Annotated in this window: 15 protein-coding genes; 9 read left to right on the forward strand and 6 right to left on the reverse strand. The window is 63.5% G+C overall.

What is annotated here, in order from left to right; translation table 11 throughout:
- The first annotated feature begins 150 nt into the window (after positions 1-150).
- Positions 151-1,428 (forward strand): DUF6986 family protein, encoded by a 1,278-nt coding sequence (locus tag G6N57_RS21245; protein ID WP_077740703.1) that lies wholly within the window; start codon positions 151-153, stop codon positions 1,426-1,428.
- Positions 1,425-2,240 carry a bifunctional allantoicase/(S)-ureidoglycine aminohydrolase gene (locus tag G6N57_RS21250; protein ID WP_077740702.1) on the forward strand — a complete coding sequence of 272 codons (816 nt, stop codon included), beginning with the start codon at positions 1,425-1,427 and terminating at the stop codon, positions 2,238-2,240. Before G6N57_RS21245 ends, G6N57_RS21250 begins: the two co-directional genes overlap by 4 nt.
- 54 nt (positions 2,241-2,294) lie before the next feature.
- On the opposite strand, the gene G6N57_RS21255 is transcribed toward G6N57_RS21250, so the two are convergent.
- Positions 2,295-3,017 carry an aspartate/glutamate racemase family protein gene (locus G6N57_RS21255; RefSeq protein ID WP_077740701.1) on the reverse strand — a complete coding sequence of 241 codons (723 nt, stop codon included), beginning with the start codon at positions 3,015-3,017 and terminating at the stop codon, positions 2,295-2,297.
- A 12-nt stretch (positions 3,018-3,029) separates the two neighbouring features.
- A complete protein-coding gene (locus G6N57_RS21260; protein ID WP_097926365.1) occupies positions 3,030-4,535 on the reverse strand; it encodes an NCS1 family nucleobase:cation symporter-1 in 1,506 nt (501 codons plus the stop codon).
- A 223-nt stretch (positions 4,536-4,758) separates the two neighbouring features.
- On the opposite strand from G6N57_RS21260, the gene allB reads away from it, so the two are divergent.
- The 4 genes from allB to G6N57_RS21280 all read left to right on the forward strand — a co-directional run bounded on the left by allB (position 4,759) and on the right by G6N57_RS21280 (position 7,664).
- Complete coding sequence (allB, locus tag G6N57_RS21265; RefSeq protein ID WP_077740700.1) at positions 4,759-6,126, forward strand: allantoinase AllB; 1,368 nt, start codon at positions 4,759-4,761, stop codon at positions 6,124-6,126.
- Between the two features lie 135 nt (positions 6,127-6,261).
- Positions 6,262-6,915 carry a DUF4304 domain-containing protein gene (locus tag G6N57_RS21270; protein WP_077740699.1) on the forward strand — a complete coding sequence of 218 codons (654 nt, stop codon included), beginning with the start codon at positions 6,262-6,264 and terminating at the stop codon, positions 6,913-6,915.
- An 87-nt stretch (positions 6,916-7,002) separates the two neighbouring features.
- Positions 7,003-7,242 carry a type II toxin-antitoxin system Phd/YefM family antitoxin gene (locus G6N57_RS21275; protein WP_077740698.1) on the forward strand — a complete coding sequence of 80 codons (240 nt, stop codon included), beginning with the start codon at positions 7,003-7,005 and terminating at the stop codon, positions 7,240-7,242.
- 26 nt (positions 7,243-7,268) lie between these two features.
- Positions 7,269-7,664, forward strand: a complete 396-nt coding sequence (locus G6N57_RS21280) for a type II toxin-antitoxin system VapC family toxin (RefSeq protein ID WP_077740697.1) — start codon at positions 7,269-7,271, stop codon at positions 7,662-7,664.
- Positions 7,665-7,709: 45 nt separating this feature from the next.
- On the opposite strand, the gene G6N57_RS21285 is transcribed toward G6N57_RS21280, so the two are convergent.
- Positions 7,710-8,261 carry a YaeQ family protein gene (locus tag G6N57_RS21285; protein WP_077741930.1) on the reverse strand — a complete coding sequence of 184 codons (552 nt, stop codon included), beginning with the start codon at positions 8,259-8,261 and terminating at the stop codon, positions 7,710-7,712.
- A 345-nt stretch (positions 8,262-8,606) separates the two neighbouring features.
- On the opposite strand from G6N57_RS21285, the gene G6N57_RS21290 reads away from it, so the two are divergent.
- Positions 8,607-9,407: a ParA family protein gene (locus tag G6N57_RS21290; RefSeq protein ID WP_077740696.1), complete on the forward strand. Its 801-nt coding sequence runs from the start codon at positions 8,607-8,609 to the stop codon at positions 9,405-9,407.
- A gap of 39 nt (positions 9,408-9,446) precedes the next feature.
- On the opposite strand, the gene G6N57_RS21295 is transcribed toward G6N57_RS21290, so the two are convergent.
- Both G6N57_RS21295 and G6N57_RS21300 read right to left on the reverse strand, forming a co-directional pair.
- Entirely contained in the window at positions 9,447-9,944 is a 498-nt protein-coding gene (locus G6N57_RS21295) for an endonuclease VII domain-containing protein (RefSeq protein ID WP_077740695.1), read from the reverse strand.
- Positions 9,945-10,827: 883 nt separating this feature from the next.
- A complete protein-coding gene (locus G6N57_RS21300) occupies positions 10,828-11,751 on the reverse strand; it encodes a phosphotransferase family protein (RefSeq protein ID WP_097926366.1) in 924 nt (307 codons plus the stop codon).
- A gap of 173 nt (positions 11,752-11,924) precedes the next feature.
- Here G6N57_RS21300 and G6N57_RS21305 point away from each other — a divergent pair, with 173 nt between their 5' ends.
- Positions 11,925-12,338, forward strand: coding sequence for a CBS domain-containing protein (locus G6N57_RS21305; RefSeq protein WP_077740693.1), 414 nt, complete (start codon positions 11,925-11,927; stop codon positions 12,336-12,338).
- Between the two features lie 36 nt (positions 12,339-12,374).
- Here G6N57_RS21305 and G6N57_RS21310 read toward each other — a convergent pair whose 3' ends face one another.
- Positions 12,375-12,944, reverse strand: coding sequence for a DUF5642 family protein (locus tag G6N57_RS21310; protein WP_077740692.1), 570 nt, complete (start codon positions 12,942-12,944; stop codon positions 12,375-12,377).
- A gap of 474 nt (positions 12,945-13,418) precedes the next feature.
- On the opposite strand from G6N57_RS21310, the gene G6N57_RS21315 reads away from it, so the two are divergent.
- Positions 13,419-14,387, forward strand: coding sequence for an acyl-ACP desaturase (locus G6N57_RS21315; RefSeq protein ID WP_077740691.1), 969 nt, complete (start codon positions 13,419-13,421; stop codon positions 14,385-14,387).
- The last annotated feature ends 36 nt before the right edge of the window (positions 14,388-14,423 follow it).

The raw sequence follows: 14,423 nt of genomic DNA on the forward strand, positions 1-14,423 counted from the left end.
GTTCCATCAAACACGCGCACGAATATTTCCGCAATATGGAAAAGATATTGCTGGAGAATGACGTGCATCAGGCACGTTCGGACCTCGCATTAAACTCCACAATGTGGAATCCTGTTTTGACGGAGACTTCCGGAGATGGAGGGGAGACCTGTGAGACGACGCCTCAGCGATGCGGTGCTGGCCGACGTCGACCGCCGCCTCTCGGCCGCCGACGCACAATTGGTGAACCGATACCCCGGCGATGACGGCCGTCGGCAACCGGTACACACGGTCTACATCCCGGGCAACCGGTATACGGCGACGATGCCCGCCGACTGGGGATCCATGGCGCTCGCCGCCGCGAGAGAGGCGGGCGGGCTCGACGCGGTCGCTGCACTCGTAGGGGCGAGCAGCGGAACCGATTGTGCGCCCGAGACCCTCGCGGCCCTCGTCGAGGACAAGCTGACCACCGAGCCGATCGAAGACCTCCGGATCGACTTCGAGGACGGTTACGGCACTTTCGACGACGCGACCGAGGACGCTGACGTCGCACAGGCGATCGCCGCACTGCGGATCGCGCTGGACGCGGGCACCTCGCCGCCGTTCGTGGGCACCCGCTTCAAGTGCTTCGAGGCAGGCACCCGGGCGCGTGGGTTGCGCACGCTGGACATGTTCGTCAGCGGACTCGTCGAGTCCGGCGGCCTGCCCGACGGTCTCACCCTCACCCTCCCGAAGGTGACGTCCGTCGACCAGGTTGAGGCGATGGTCGTGGTCGCGAGCGCGCTCGAAGATGCGAACGGACTGCCGGCCGGCCGCATCCGCTTCGAAGTGCAGGTCGAGACACCGCAGGCGATCCTGGGCGCCGATGGCCGCGCACCCGTCGCCCAGTTCATCCACGCCGGCCAGGGCCGCGTCAGCTCGCTGCACTACGGGACCTACGACTACTCGGCGTCCCTCGGTATCGCCGCCGCCTACCAGTCGATGGAGCACCCGGCGGCAGACCACGCCAAGAACGTCATGCAGCTCGCCGTCGCAGGCACCGGTGTTCACATGTCCGACGGATCGACCAACATCCTCCCGGTCGGCGACCCCGACAACGTCGCCAAGGCCTGGAAGCTGCACGCGCGCCTGGTCCGGCGCCATCTGGAACGCGGCATCTACCAGGGCTGGGACATGCATCCCGCCCAACTCGTCACCCGACATCTGGCGACCTACGCGTTCTACCGTGGTGCCTTCGCGCCTGCCGCGACCCGCCTGCGCAACTATGTCCACCGGCTCGACTCGACCGTCATGGACGAGCCGGCCACCGCCCGCGCACTCGCCAACGTGATCCATCGCGGCAGCGTGTGCGGCGCCCTCACTGCCGACGAGATCGAGACCGCCACCGAGCTGTCCACATCTACCGTGCGCGACATCGCGCTCGGCCGCACAACCAGGAGCAATCAATGACGACTGCGTCGTACTACACGCCTCGCGGCGGCCTGCCCCCGCAGACCGATCTGCTGACCGACCGCGCCATCGTCACCGAGGCCTACACGGTGATCCCGCGCGGCGTCCTCTCGGACATCGTCACCTCGGTGTTCCCGGAGTGGACCGATACGCGCGCATGGATCATCAATCGGCCGGTCGCCGGTGGTGCGACGACGTATTACCAGGCGATCGTCGAGGTCAAGCCGGGCGGCGGGGCGCAGCGACCCGAGCCGCAACCCGAGGTCCAGAGCTTCCTGTTCGTCACCTCCGGTGCACTCACCGTCGACGCGGCGGGCCAGTCGCAGACCCTCACCGAGGGCGGCTTTGCCTACCTTCCCGCGGGCACCGACTGGTCGGCCCACAACAACGGCGACGTCGACGCCACGTTCGTGTGGATCCGCAAGCGCTATGAGGCCATCGAGGGCCACCCGGTATCGGTCAAGTTCGGCAACGAGCAGGACATCGAACCGTCGGCCATGCCGGGGACCGACGGCAAATGGCGCACGACACGCATGCTCGACCCGCAGGACCTCGGGTACGACATGCACGTCAACATCGTCACCTTCGAACCCGGCGCGACCATTCCGTTTGCCGAGACCCACGTGATGGAACACGGCCTCCTGATGCTCGAGGGCAAGGCCGTCTATCACCTCAACGGAGACTGGGTGGAAGTTCAAGAGGGCGACTTCCTCTCGCTGCGCGCCTTCTGCCCGCAGGCGTGCTACGCCGGCGGGCCGTCGAACTTCCGTTACCTGCTGTACAAGGACGTCAACCGCCAGATCATGCTCTGACGCGAAAAACCGGGCGCCTCTTCGGAGGCGCCCGGTGTCGTCTATCTCGTTGGCCTACAGCTGAAAAGGCCAGCCGATGACCTTCTTCTCGCGGGGAGTCGCGTAGGTCCGCACCTTCGACGTGGACAGGCCCATCCGGACCAGCCCTTCGGCGATGGTGACCGCCGAACGGACTCCGTCGACGATCGGGACGCCGGTCGCGGCCTTCACCTTCTCTTCGAGTTCGGCCATGCCGCCGCAGCCCAGACAGATCACTTCGGCGTGATCGTTCTCGACTGCCTCTCGCGCCTGCCGGACGATCGCCTCGACCGCCCGGTCGGGATCTGATTCGAGTTCGAGCACACCGAGACCGGACGCCCGCACCGACGCGCATCGTGCGTCGAGTCCGGCGAGTTTGAGACGGTCTTCGATGAGCGGGACGGTGCGATCGAGCGTGGTGACGACCGAGTACTTGTGCCCGAGATACATCGCGGTCGACGCGGCCGCCTCGGTGATGTCAACCACCGGGACGTCGAGCAACTCCTGCAGACCTTCCCGGCCGTGCTCGCCGTATCCGGCCTGAATCACCGCGTCGAACGGATCGGGGTACGACGTGATCGCGTCCATGACAGCGATGGCCGCGAGATAGCTCTCGAAGTTTCCTTCGCACGAGTCCGCACCGAAACGCGGTGTGATACCGACGATCTCGGTACCCGGCGACGCGACACCGCGCGCCGACTCCGCGATCGCATCGGTCATCGAGACCGTCGTGTTGACGTTGGCTACGAGGATTCTCATGACGGGTCCCTACTAGTGCGTGCTGGCCACGGCGATCGGCTCGCCGGAGACATCGTTGAACGGACCTCGGCGGTCTGCGACTACCAAGTACACGATCGCACCGAGCCCTGCGCCGATGAACCAGGAGAACTCCGAGACAGCTTTGAACGCCGGAACGAACGCCAGCAGGAGGGCCACTACCGCCGTGATGACGAGGGCGACCACGGCGCGCACGTTGACGCCTTTCGCGTAGTGGTACTCGCCGTCGGCGTCGGTGGTGAACAGGGCCAGCACGTTGATGTTGGAGCGACGCACCAGCCAGTAGTCGGCCATGATGATGCCGAACAGCGGCCCGAGGATGGCACCGAGTCCACCGAGGAAGTAGTTGATGACGGCAGGCGCGTTGTACAGGTTCCACGGCAGGATCACCAGGCCGATGACAGCCGAGATGAGTGCTGCGCGACGGAAGTTCAGGTGCTTCGGGAAGAGGTTGTTGAGCGCGTAGATCGGAGCAACGAAGTTCGCCATCAGGTTCACCGCGATGGTCAGGATGAGCAGCGCGAGTGCCGCAAGCACCAGCAGCAGGGTGTTCGGCACTTCCTTGACGATGTCGGCGGGCGATTCGATGATGCGTCCGTCGATGCGGAACTGAGCGCCGGCCAGAGTGATGACGATGCCGCCGAACACCAGCATGTTGAGCGGGATACCCCAGAAGTTGCCCTTCACGATCGCCCGCTTCGACTTCGCGTTTCGCGTGAAGTCGCAGAAGTTGAGGACGAACGTGCCGTAGATCGCGACCCACAGGCTGGCGCCGCCGACGATCTTCAGCCACATGTCGAGGCCGGTCAGCGAATCGGGTGTGGTCCACGCGATGGACCAGTCGGCGTTGTTGAGCATCCAGGCCGCAAGCGCGACCATCGTGATCAGGATGACCGGACCGGCGAACGCCTCGTACTTGCGGATCATTTCCATGCCGTAACTGACGATGACCACCTGGATCACCCACAGCGCGACGAACGAGATCCAGCCGAGCGTCGACAAGCCAAGGAAGCGGTTGGAGTCGAGGGTCTGGGCCGACGGCGTGAGCGCGACGATCAAGATGCGCAGCACCACGGACGCCAGGTAGGTCTGGATGCCGAACCATGCGATCGCGACCGCGCCACGGATGATGGCGGGGATCTGCGCGCCGCGGATACCGAAGGCGATGCGGCTCATCACCGGGAACGGGACGCCGGTCTTTTCTCCCATGAACCCGGACAGGCTGAGCAGTAAGAAGAGGAAGGCGCCGCCGAGTCCCAGCGCCACCAGGATCTGCCACCCACCGAGGCCGAGGGCGAACAGTCCGATCGCGAACGAGTAGTTGCCCAGGCTGTGTACGTCGTTGGCCCACAACGTGAAGATGTTGTACGCGCTCCACCGTCGGCCTTCGCGCTTGGTGGGCGCGAGATCGGCGTTGTACAGATGCGGACTCACGTGGGCGAATGGGGTTACATCGTCTCGATTGGAGTCGTCGATCAGCCCGGTGGACTCTGTACTCATGGGTAAGCCTGTCACGGTCGGAGCGTCGACGCCCAGCGCCGTCGCAAACATTCCACTCTGCGGAAGAAATACTCCACAGTTTTGATAAGTAACGCGTATCTAGACGCCGCGTGTCAAGCTTTTCGCCCGATTGACTGTGTCGGCGCTCACACATAATGTTTATCTACGATGGGGTTCTACTTCCACGATGAGGAATCATGTTCGTAACATTGGAGAGCTGCCGATGACCGCCGACGCCCCTGAACAGTCGAATCGACCCGATTACGACCTGGTGGTCCGCGGCGAACGCACCCTGACGACGGCAGGAATCGTCGCTCGCGAGATCGGCATCCGCGACGGTCGCGTCGTGGCGATCGAGCCGCTGGGGAGTGGCCTCACCGGCGCGGAGATCGTCGAACTCACCGACGACCAAGTGATGATCCCCGGCTTGGTCGATACGCACGTCCACGTCAACGAGCCGGGCCGCACCGAGTGGGAGGGGTTCGATTCCGCTACCCGCGCAGCGGCGGCCGGCGGTGTGACCACGCTGATCGACATGCCGCTCAACTCGATCCCGCCGACGGTCAATGTCGAAGCACTCAACGCCAAGCGGGCGGCGGCGTCGGGCAAGACGCACATCGACGTCGGTTTCTGGGGTGGCGCGATCCCCGGCAACACCGACGATCTGCGCGGCCTGCACGACGATGGCGTGTTCGGCTTCAAGTGCTTCCTGCTGCACTCCGGCGTCGACGAGTTCCCGCATCTGGACGCGGACGAGATGGAGAAGGACATGGCCGTGCTGGCCGGCTTCGACTCCATGATGATCGTGCACGCCGAGGACTCCCGCGCCATCGACCATGCCCCCTCGGCCGAGGGGGACCGGTACGAGCGGTTCCTGGCGTCGCGACCGCGCGGCGCCGAGAATGTGGCGATCGCCGAGGTCATCGAGCGCGCTCGGTGGACCGGTGCCCGCGCACATATCCTGCACCTGTCGTCCTCGGACGCACTGCCGATGCTCGCCACCGCGAAGCGCGACGGCGTCAAGATCTCCGTCGAAACGTGCCCGCACTACTTGACCCTGCTGGCCGAGGAGATCCCGAACGGCGCAACCGCATTCAAGTGCTGTCCGCCGATTCGTGAAGCGTCGAATCGGGAACTTCTGTGGCAGGGCCTGCTCGACGGCACGATCGACTGCATCGTGTCTGACCACTCACCGTCGACGATCGACCTGAAAGACGTCGAGAACGGTGACTTCGGGGTTGCTTGGGGCGGCGTCGCGTCGCTGCAGCTCGGCCTGTCGTTGATCTGGACCGAGGCCAAGCGTCGGGGGATAGAACTCACGCGGGTGGTCGAGTGGATGGCGGCCAAACCCGCCGCGCTCGCCGGCCTGAACAACAAGGGCAAGATCGCGCTCGGCTACGACGCTGATTTCGCGATCTTCGAGCCGGAGTCAGCGCAGGTCGTCGACGTACACAAGCTGCACCACAAGAACCCGATCAGCCCGTACGACGGACGTGCACTCGCCGGTGTCGTGACCAGTACCTGGTTGCGCGGCAAGAAGATTGACTTCCAGACCGCACAGGGTCGGATGCTGCGGCGCGGAGGCGTGTAGCGCAAGGTGATCGTAGAATCACGGCGCGTGGACGTGAGCCTCGATGGTCGACCGGCGGTGGACGGAGAACCTGACCCTGCCGGCGCCTCTGAATTGGTGCGCGGAGGGTCTGCGCCGACGACCTAGCCTTGGGGCATGGGCGAGGGGATGGCCGTCGGATCATTGCGACGGGCTTACGAAGCGATGGTTTCCGCCGACGTCGGACCCTTCCTGCGGTCGCGTGGATTCGACGTGTCCGGCCCCAGCTTCGAGCGGAAACGGGGACCGCTCTATGACGTGATCAACTTTCAGGGCGACCGGCACAACGGGACCATGTCGTGGCATGGATTCTTCGTCAACGTGGGCATCGGATCGGCTGAGATCGATGCCGCGTGCCCCGGATACGAGCGAGCGGGGCATCCGCTCAAAGGTTCACTACTGCAACGTCGTTGGGAACATTTGGTACCTGATTTACCATACGAGGTGCGGTTCGCGCATGGCACCGACATGCGGGAGTTCGCCGCGGCTCTCTGCGGCGGTTTCGACCTGACTCTGGCTGAGATGGAACGGATAAGCACTACTGAGCAGTTAGTGCGATATGCAGTCGAGAACAACTTGCTCATCGAATACGACAAGACCTGCCGATACCTCGCCGCAATCGACGACATCGACATACTGACGGAATATGTCACGACGTTGCATAACTGCTTCGGGCATCAAAGCCGTTGGTCGATCTTCGACCGCAACATCAGCACGGCTGTTGGGTGCTGGGCGGAGGTACTGCGGGAGCGAGAAATTCTGGACCCGTAACCATGGCAACGCGGCCACATGACCCACGTGTCGAACGGGTTTGCAATGACCTCCACAGGTGTGTCTCACCGGTAATACGCTTGATGCATGACCGAGGTAGTGACAGTTCGCGACCTACGCAACCACGGTGGGGAAGTGCTGCGCAGGGTGGAACGGGGTGAGCGGATCGTGGTGACGCGTGATGGCACGGCGGTGGCCGAGCTGAGCCCGTTACCGCGTCGTAGTGTCAGTCCGACTGAACTGATTCGCCGTCGCCGAAACCTGCCGCGCGTGGACGTGGAGACGTTGCGTTCAGATGTGGACAGCGTGATGGACCCAGCGTTGTGACAGGGCCGGCCGACCAGTCACGAGGCATGCTCGACACGTCCACGGTGATTCTGCTCGGCCGCCTGGCGGATCCGGACGAGCTGCCAAACGAATCCGTGATCAGTGCGGTAACCCTCGCTGAGCTGTCCGTCGGGCCGCATGTGGCGCAGACGGATGCGGAACGTAGTGCGCGGCAGCAGCACCTGCAGCAGGCAGAGGCGGATTTCGAAGTCCTTCCGTTCGACGCCGAGAGTGCGCGGGCATTTGGGGGTGTCGCTGCAGCGTTGCGTACTTCGGGCCGCAAACCCGCCGCGCGGGCCTATGACGCGCTCATTGCGGCCAGCGCCGTCGCGCATGGTGTGCCGTTGTACACGTGCAGCCCAGCTGACTTTTCCGGGATACCTCAGCTGGACCTACGCGCGGTTACTCGCCCGGACTATTAGAGGGTGGGCGCCAACGCCATCGACCAGCACCTCGGGCTCAGACGCTCACTGCAATGGCTCGGGCGTGAAGGTGACGTCGACTCCGCCCACGGTCATCGTCACCTGACCTTCGATCACCATCACCTGCGCCGAGACCCGTCGATCGACAGTCTGGGCCAGTTGCTGCACCGGCGCGTGCGGTATCTGCACCACCGACAGGTTCGGCAGCCCCGCCACTTTGGGGCCGACGGTGCGCCACCAGGTGGCCACACCGGCGGCGAACGGGAACAGCAGCACCTGGTCGGACTGGCTGGCTGCCTTGCTCAAGACGCGTTCGTCAGGCTGGCCGACGTTGATCCACTCCAGGATCCGGCCGGTGTAGTCCGCGAGCCGCAAGTCCGGCACGCCAGGGGTGGACAGACCCGCCCCGAACGCCAACTCACCGTCGACGTCGCTGAGTCGGTGTGCGCGCAGCCCGAACGCCAACAACCGCACCACCATCCGCTCATCGGTCTCACTGGGATGACGGGCCACGGTCAGCGCGTGATCGGCGTAATAACCGTGATCGACATCGGAGATGCCAAGTTCGACTTTGAATACCGTTGAAGAAAGGGCCACGTCATAGTGTCCACCCAGGTGGTGTACCTCGAGCAATCGGGCCGCTTGAGTAGTCAGACCGCCGCGCTATCCGTCGGCGTGGGGCACAGCGTGGGCGAGGTCCACTTCGGCTGCGGTGACAGCCAGGGGGTTCCCGGAAGAAGCCGGGACGAACGGCTTCTCCTGTGTCCACCACATAGGATCAAAGGCCGCCGATCAGCTCGCCGTGATTGCCGTTCACATCGAGGGTGGCGAAGGGATATCCGCTGCTCGACATATCAGGGGAGGACGCGCAGTGTCTGGCAACAGCGCGAACAGGATGGAGGAATGCAGCGAGGTGAGGAAGGCATTGCATAAGGGCTCGCTGTGGTAGCCGTTTCGGTGCTGGTGCTTTCGGGCAAGGGCGGGACAGCGAAAACACTATGGCAGATGATGCTGGCAGGGGAGGCCTCGCGGGCCGGGATCTCCGCGTTGTTGGTCGACGCGGACCCGGAGCGAAATCTGTCTAATCACTTTGGGGTGTCGCAGCATTCGACCGGCTTGGGTTCGGTGCTTGAGGATGCGGATATCAGTTTTTGGGGGAACCCCGATAAGGGCGCGAAGCGAATCGATGAGGAGATCATTGAAACCAGGTGGCCCGGCATCGACTTGCTGCCTGCAGGTGCGTCCTTAGGTCGCGTTGCGGGCTTCGGCGTATCGGACACTGGATTGTTGCGGGCCATCTTTGACGCTGCCGGCATCTTCGGCCGCTATGAGGTTGTTTTGATCGACACCGGCGGCCGCACGGGCTCTCTGGAAGCCCTGGCCATGCATCTAGGTGACGTTGCGTACGCACCGATCACACCGACCCTTGATGCGGTACGCAAAGCCCGTGAGGCCCGTGACCGAGTTGAGCGGATCCAACGAACACATCCACTCAAGTGGGGTGGTGTAGTTTTGTCCGGTTTCGACCGTAGAAACGGCATCGACGAGTCGATCAGGGAACGGGTACACACGGAATTCGGCGACGAGGTCCGTGCTGAACTGCCACGGCGGGCCGTCATCAATGAGGCCTTTCAACTCGGAGATCGACTCGGTGACTATGCCGACGCAACCGCGAAGAATCTCGCGCGAATCTTCCGAGATTTCCTGGAGCGCGACCTGCTTGGTCGAAACCCGAGCGACTGACGGCGGCGAAGCATTGAAGGTGTGCCATCTGCGACCGCTCTACGCGGCCTCAGGGGACAGGTGCGCTCGAAGGTAGGTGATTGCCGCGGCTAGACGCACGGGATCGTCGCCGAACGCACCTAATCCAGCGTTACAGGATGGGCACAACAATCCGCGAACTGCGCCAGTGACGTGATCGTGGTCGACGGCCAGGGGCACTTTCGCGAGCGGTTTGCCGTCTGCGCGAGGTCGGCCGCCGACACGCTTCAGATCAATCGCAGTTTCATCTCGTCCGCAGATGGCGCAACGGTATTCCTGTGCCGCCCGATAAGAATCGTACTCTTCGGGCGTGATCCGATACTTAGCCCACAGATTCGCACGCCGAACCTCTTGGGGGTCTTGCAGAAGCCTGCGGGCCCGTTGGTAGCACGCCCCACATAACGGATCGGGTTGTAGCCGCACTATCTGTTTTCGCGGTTTCAATTTGCCGCACCCGTCGAGCGGAGAACAGCGCAGCAACACTGTCTCTGACGTTTTTGTCACCGTCGCGTCGGCCATACGTGGAGTCTTCCAGGAGGGCCCGACAAGTTGACATAGTGTAGCTTATCGGTACATTGTCCACCTGGTGATAACCGACTGTCGCCGGCGTGCAGTCGATCTCTTCTCTGACCTACGGAGTCGTTCTCTGGAACTACTCGTGTCCAACCATCGTCCGTCTCGTTCGTGGCCTGGCCTGGCCTGTGCGATGTGTAAACCGCATAATCGTCGCCCACGCGCCGTTGGCTGGGATTCGTCCGCGGGCACTCATGTCGATCCATCAGTGGCGACGGCCCACGCACGCTCCTCATCACCCCCGGGTCGCTTCTATAATTACGTCACAGTGACGATTTATCGCTAGGTGCCTGTGTGTCAAATTCCATTGCAGTGCAGGCACTTTGGACTTCCGCTGGGCTGAGGTCGAGCTCGGCGCCGGCTTCGAGCGCTTGGCCGATGATAGCGTTGTCATTGACTGTAAGGGGCTGACCAGATGATTTTTGGGGCGAGGCGGACTCGGCGGCGAGTTGCGCTGCTGCTGCCCCTGATGGCCGCGGCGATGCTCGCCGCCGGCTGCTCGAGCGATCCGGGCCAACGGATCGCATCGGACGATCCCGTGACAACGCTGCCGGTCCCAGGCACCATGCCACCGTTCCCATATCCCAGCGATGTTCCACCGGTGCCGCTACCCAGCGCGGTGCCTACGGTCCAGCTGCCGAGCGACATTCCGCGGGCTCAACTTCCGGCCGATGTACCCCAGATCGAATTGCCTGCTGCGATCCCCCAGGTCCAGTTGCCTTCCGCGATCCCTCCAATCCCCTTCCCATAAAGAAGGCCCCAGAAGGGCGATATTCGTCACTGTGACGTATTATGTTGCGGCGGAACGGATTTGGTCAGCAGCGTCGGTTCACTGCGCGTCCCCGGTCAGCTCTTCGTACAGCCCTTCCAGGGCGGTGTGGTCGTCTTCGGTGCCGAGATGCGGAGCGGCGAACCATCTTGCGTACTCGGCGATCTCGGTGAGCCGCCAGTCCAGCGCGAACAGCTCTAGCATCGCGGGGTCGGGCCGCAATAGCTCGTATACCGCGGCAGGTAGGTCGGCGTAGTCTCGTTCGGGCGGTGCAAGAGCCAGCGATTCCCAATCGACCAGCTGCACGCCGTCGGCGGTCACGACCTGGTTGTCGTTGTGTGGCTCGCCATGTGTCGGTACCCATTCGTCGCGTCGGGCACGCGCTGCCTCCGCGAGGTCCAGGTAGCGCTCGGTCCAGCGTTGGATCGGTTCAATGTGCGCGGTAAGGGCCAGCCGCGCCTCCTCTGCCAGCGGGCCGCTCGTCCAGGGCTCGGCGGTGTGAATTCGCAGCTCGTGGCCGAATGAAACACCGACTTTCGGACTCCATGGCCGAAGCCCTTCAGGTGGAATGGCGCGATGCAGCGCATCCAGGGCCAGAACCACTTCGCGGACATGCCGGGGTTCGCGGGCCTGTGCCTCGGTCGGGCTGCTGCCCTGAAGCCACGGCGTCACGCTGAGTACACCGACCCCGACATCGACGGTGAATTGTCCAGACCGGGCCGGCAGCGGTGCACACACCATGTTCAAACCAGCGACGGCCAGGGCGGCGGCTCCGGCGTAGGCAGCCTCGAGAGACGATGCGGTGTGTCGGGGTTCGAGCTGGTCCAACGTCACGAACAACGTGGTCCCGCCGCCGATCACTCGCCAGTGGTGCGCACCGAAACCCCATGGCAAATAACTGATGTCGGTGACCTGGGGCAACCAGTGCGCAGCAACCACAGTGGCGATCGTCTCATCGCCAATGGACACGGGGCGGGACAGCACGGGCCGAATCCTAAAAGATGTGCGCCCGGACGAGAAAGGGATTTTCCGTCCTGTCAAACCGACCTGTGGGCACCGGCCGAGGTCTCGCAGTTACTAGTTGCTTCGCCAAAGTGCCGGATGACAGAAGACTTAAGTCCCTATCCGCAGCAGATGCGTGGTGCCACGATCGTGCCATGGTCAATGTTCTCTCAGCCGGTTCGATCTCGGTCGCGGATCTCATCGGTGAAGCAGTGTTTCGGGTGCCCTCCGACGCGACCGTCGCGACGGCTGCAGAGGCCATGGTCGAGGCCGGGATCGGCGCCGTGGTGGTCGGCGACCAGGAACGGCCAGTGGCGCTGGTGAGCGAACGTGACGCCATACGTGTCATTGCCGCCCATCGGGATCCAGCTTCGGTCCCCGCGGTCGATGTGGCAAGCACGAACCTGGTCTGGTGCGCGGCGTCCGACACGGTCGAACAAGTGGCCGTTCGGATGACCGACCGCCACATCCGGCACATCCTGGTAGAGCGTGCTGGTGTTTTGGTGGGCATCGTCTCTGCCCGTGATCTGCTGGGTGTCTATGCCGCCGAGGCTGACCCCGTGGTGTGAGCTCGTCGGCTGATAGTCACACCAGGCGTACGGCCGTCAGGACGTTTGCAGCGTTGTCAGTGCGTGCGTGAACAGATCATTGGCCGGGCTCGGGTCGATGTCACGAAGTGGCCCGGGGCTGATCTGTCCGGTGAAAGTGACGGTGACCGAGTGAAGGTCGTCGAGAAGTGCTCGGTAGACGTAGCGGACAGTGTCGATGGTGGGTCCGGAGCCGTCAGTGATGGTGTAGCGGACCCTCACGGCCTGGCTCGATTTCACCGCTACCCCATCCGGGATCGGGGGTAGCGAGACCGGGCCGGTGAAGCCCTGGATGAGTCCCGCCTTGTAGAACACCACCGCGTCGCAGTGCGGGGGCACATCTCGCACCGGTATCGGCTCGGGAGACGTCAGGGCGGTCACTTCCAGCACGCGGTCCTCAGTTCTTCCGGCAAGGCTGTCGAGGATGGCGCCAGCGGGTGGGGAAACACCGGCGTCCCGCTCGGCCGGGTTGGCGCAGTTCGCCGGGATGACGGTGGCCCCCTGCATCAAGAGCGTCTGTTCGGTCAGGTCCGAGGCATCGGCAAAGGTCAGGCGGAACCCAGAGGGGAACTGGGCAGCCAGATCCACCAACTTGATGAGCCACTGCCTGTCAATTGCCGCGGACGTACCGCTGTTGTTCAACCGGCTGTTCAGCTCCCAGCCCGCTACACCTGAGAGCGGGGCGACAACGAGAGTCGCGGTGGCGAGCAGAACCCAACCTCTCCGAGACAAACGTGGCCGCTTGTCGCCGCCGTCAGAACGGGCAATGGAGTCGGGATCCGCTGTGCCAGACACGGTTTGTTCAGCCTCCTGTGGTCATCTCGACGGGTTGCCGGTGCGGTGAAACGTCCACTGCGTACGCACCGCTCGCCTCACCCCCTTCTGATTACGCCCGGTGGGCGAACAGCGCCAGAGTCGAAAGTCCTGATCTGTCAACCAAACTGCGACGCGCCGTCCCCGTGCGCGCTGGAGGCGCGAGCGATGACAAAGGTCCCTATCCACGTTCGAACATGACCCGTTAGATGAAACTGCAAGTAACAGGTACGAGGCTCAGGAGGGACTTTGCCGAAGGACTCGAACGATCTGCGATTGCTGCATGAGTTGGAACCGGTGGCGGAGCGCCTGCTCAACAGGCATCTGTCGATGATGAAGGACTGGAATCCGCACGACTACATTCCATGGTCGGACGGCAAGAACTATTACGCTCTGGGCGGCCGGGATTGGCACCCTGAGCAGTCCCAGTTGTCGGAGGTCGCCCGGCTCGCCATGGTGGTCAACCTGCTCACCGAAGACAACCTGCCTTCCTATCACCGTGAGATTGCGATGAACATGGGCATGGACGGTGCGTGGGGCCAGTGGGTCAACCGCTGGACCACGGAAGAAAACCGACACAGCCTCGCACTGCGCGACTACCTCGTGGTGACGCGCGCTTGCGACCCGATCGAGCTCGAAGAGCTGCGGGTCGAGCAGATCACCCGCGGCTTCTCCCCCGGCCAGAATCATCAGGGTGACCTGTTCGCCGACAGCCTCCTCGACTCTGTCCTCTACGTGAGTTTCCAGGAACTGGCTACCCGGGTGTCCCACCGCAACACCGGCAAGGCGTGCAATGATCCAATTGCTGATCAACTGCTGCAACGAGTTTCAGCCGACGAGAATCTGCACATGCTCTTCTACCGCGATATCTCCGCGGCGGGGTTCGAACTCGCGCCGAATCAGGCCATCGCTTCGGTGTACCGGATCCTCAACAACTTCACGATGCCGGGCTACACCATTCCCGCGTTTCGCCGGAAGGCGGTGACCATTGCGGTTGGCGGCATCTACGATCCGCGCGTCCACCTGGAGGAGATCGTGATGCCTCAGCTCAGGAAGTGGCGGATCTTCGAACGCGAGGACTTCACCGGCGACGGGGCGCGGGCGCGGGATGATCTGGGTGTCTTGGTCGAGAAGCTCGAAGAATCCTGCGTAAAGTTCGATGCGGCCAAGGAGCGCCGGCTCAGCCGCTCAGCTCGCAAAGCCGAAAAACTGGCTTGACCGACGCGAGCGGGACAAGCACTGTGCAGGTTGGTA

It is taken from the genome of Mycolicibacterium boenickei (genome assembly GCF_010731295.1).
Taxonomy (GTDB): domain Bacteria; phylum Actinomycetota; class Actinomycetes; order Mycobacteriales; family Mycobacteriaceae; genus Mycobacterium; species Mycobacterium boenickei.

Excerpts from the sequence above, each read along its gene's own strand:
- G6N57_RS21250 (WP_077740702.1), top strand. The coding sequence starts at position 1,425 with ATGACGACTGCGTCGTACTACACGCCTCGCGGCGGCCTGCCCCCGCAG.
- G6N57_RS21255 (WP_077740701.1), bottom strand. The coding sequence starts at position 3,017 with ATGAGAATCCTCGTAGCCAACGTCAACACGACGGTCTCGATGACCGAT.
- G6N57_RS21260 (WP_097926365.1), bottom strand. The coding sequence starts at position 4,535 with ATGAGTACAGAGTCCACCGGGCTGATCGACGACTCCAATCGAGACGAT.
- allB (WP_077740700.1), top strand. The coding sequence starts at position 4,759 with ATGACCGCCGACGCCCCTGAACAGTCGAATCGACCCGATTACGACCTG.
- G6N57_RS21270 (WP_077740699.1), top strand. The coding sequence starts at position 6,262 with ATGGGCGAGGGGATGGCCGTCGGATCATTGCGACGGGCTTACGAAGCG.
- G6N57_RS21275 (WP_077740698.1), top strand. The coding sequence starts at position 7,003 with ATGACCGAGGTAGTGACAGTTCGCGACCTACGCAACCACGGTGGGGAA.
- G6N57_RS21280 (WP_077740697.1), top strand. The coding sequence starts at position 7,269 with ATGCTCGACACGTCCACGGTGATTCTGCTCGGCCGCCTGGCGGATCCG.
- G6N57_RS21295 (WP_077740695.1), bottom strand. The coding sequence starts at position 9,944 with ATGGCCGACGCGACGGTGACAAAAACGTCAGAGACAGTGTTGCTGCGC.
- G6N57_RS21305 (WP_077740693.1), top strand. The coding sequence starts at position 11,925 with ATGGTCAATGTTCTCTCAGCCGGTTCGATCTCGGTCGCGGATCTCATC.